This window comes from Streptomyces sp. NPDC047706 (assembly GCF_043204795.1).
In the GTDB taxonomy this organism is placed as follows: domain Bacteria; phylum Actinomycetota; class Actinomycetes; order Streptomycetales; family Streptomycetaceae; genus Streptomyces.
This window is the reverse complement of sequence record NZ_JBIDCW010000065.1, coordinates 1-1,843: the sequence shown is the minus strand read 5'-3', so window position 1 is coordinate 1,843 and position 1,843 is coordinate 1. Positions and strand designations below refer to the sequence as shown.

At 57.3% G+C, this 1,843-nt stretch carries 1 protein-coding gene and 1 pseudogene; one reads left to right on the top strand and one right to left on the bottom strand.

From position 1 onward, the window contains the following. On the top strand, positions 1-420 hold a 420-nt coding region (locus tag ACGF8A_RS34520; RefSeq protein ID WP_393114790.1), incomplete at its 5' end, for a branched-chain amino acid transport system II carrier protein. Positions 421-436: 16 nt separating this feature from the next. Here ACGF8A_RS34520 and ACGF8A_RS34515 read toward each other — a convergent pair. After that, positions 437-1,682: pseudogene (locus tag ACGF8A_RS34515) on the bottom strand (IS3 family transposase). Positions 1,683-1,843 lie beyond the last annotated feature (161 nt).

The following is a 1,843-nucleotide window of genomic DNA, read 5'->3' as shown; positions in this document are numbered from 1 at the left end:
GCCTGCGCGGACTTCTTCTCTCGCTACCTGCCGCTCTCTTACCGCACGCTGGTGGTTATCCTCGCGCTCTTCGCCATGCTGGTCTCCAACATGGGGCTGGCCAACCTGATCCGCGTCTCGCTGCCGGTGCTGACGGCGATCTATCCACCCTGCATCGCGCTGGTGTTGCTCAGCTTCAGCCAGAACCGCTGGCGCAGCGCCAAGCGCGTGTTCGCGCCGGTGATCGCTACCAGCCTGGTGTTTGGCCTCGCCGACGGCCTGAAGGCCTCCAGCTTCAGCGGCCTGCTGCCGACCTGGTTCGATAAGTTGCCGCTGGCCGAACAGGGTCTGGTCTGGCTGCAGCCTACGCTGCTGGTGCTGTTGCTGGCGGCGGCTTACGACCGGTTGCGCAGCGCCGAAAGCATCAAGACCGCGTCGTAATCGCGGTTTCCGCTGACTAGTCCTGATATAGGTTGACACTTTTCAACCGGATAACGCCCGATGAACCTCATCGGGCGTTTTGTATTTCAGCGACAAGTGCGGCCGCCGCGTGTTGTAGAGGTTCACCGACTCCCTGACCATCTTTCTTGCCTGCGCGATATCTTCTGGCCTGCCGAGCAGGTATTCCGTTTTGAGTATCCCGTTTATCCGTTCCGCCAGCGCGTTCTGATAACAGTCATACCCGTCCGTCATCGAGCAGATGACGCCATACTGCTGATGTAACGCCTGATATTCCTGCGAGCAGTACTGGATACCCCTGTCCGAGTGATGCACCAACGGCAACGCCGTGCGTCTGCCGGCCAGTGCCATTTTGAACGCGCAGGCGACATGCCGGGTATGCAGACTGTCATGCACGTGATATCCCACGATTTTTCTCGACCAGGCATCCGTTACCAGGCTGACATACGCCGTCCCCGTTCTCAGCGGCAGGTAGGTGATATCCGCCACCCATACCTGTTCCGGACGGCTGGCTATTACTTGATTGTCTCCCGCTTTTAGCAGGTTGGGATGGCGATAAAAACGATGATGGCTGTGCGTCGTCTTGTGATACGCCCGTTTAGGCATCACCAGTAACCGCGCGCAGCGCAGGATACTGAACAACCGGTCACGGCCCACATGCAACGCCGGTTCGGGGTGTTGCCGCAACAGGTGATGCAGCTTACGTGTCCCCAGTCGGGGTTGGTGCAAGCGGATGGCCGTCACCTGTTCGACGAGATGCCGGGCCTGCTCCTCTTTGCCTGCTTCACGCTGCAGGGACTGATACCACGCTTGTCGGCTGATGCCCATCCATCGGCAGGCCCGCGTTACTGTGAGTCCCGGTACTTGTGTTTGCGCGATAAGGCGGTTAGCTGCTTTTTTGTCAGCGTGGCGCCAAAGTCGGTGTTCATCACTTTGACGACAGCTTCGAAGAACTGGGCTTTGACTTCAGATTCAGCCAGTTGCTGCTCAAGTTCTTTAATACGCTGTTCGGGCGTCAGGGGGAGTTTGGGCATGTTGTCTCCGCACGTTCTGGTGGAAGGAGAAGTTCGCCAGTCAAGTTGACCGTATTTGCGCAGCCAGTTCATGACAGTCTGGCTGCCTTGGATACCGTAGCGATCTTGCGCCTGGCGGTATGTCATCTCGCCTTTTTCGACCTGTTCGACGACAGCCAGTTTAAAGGATAGAGAGTAATCGCGTTGTGTGCGTTTAATATACTGGTTCATCACATTTTCCTCTGTGCGTGAGTAAAATGTGTCAACGCTATTCAGGACGGGTCACAGACGTGAAACAGGCCGGAATTCCGGCCTTTTTTTATGCTTGCGGTTTGGCTTGCGTCCAGTGTTGCCAATGACGCTTGATGAAGGTCACCGGCGGCGAGGTGGCT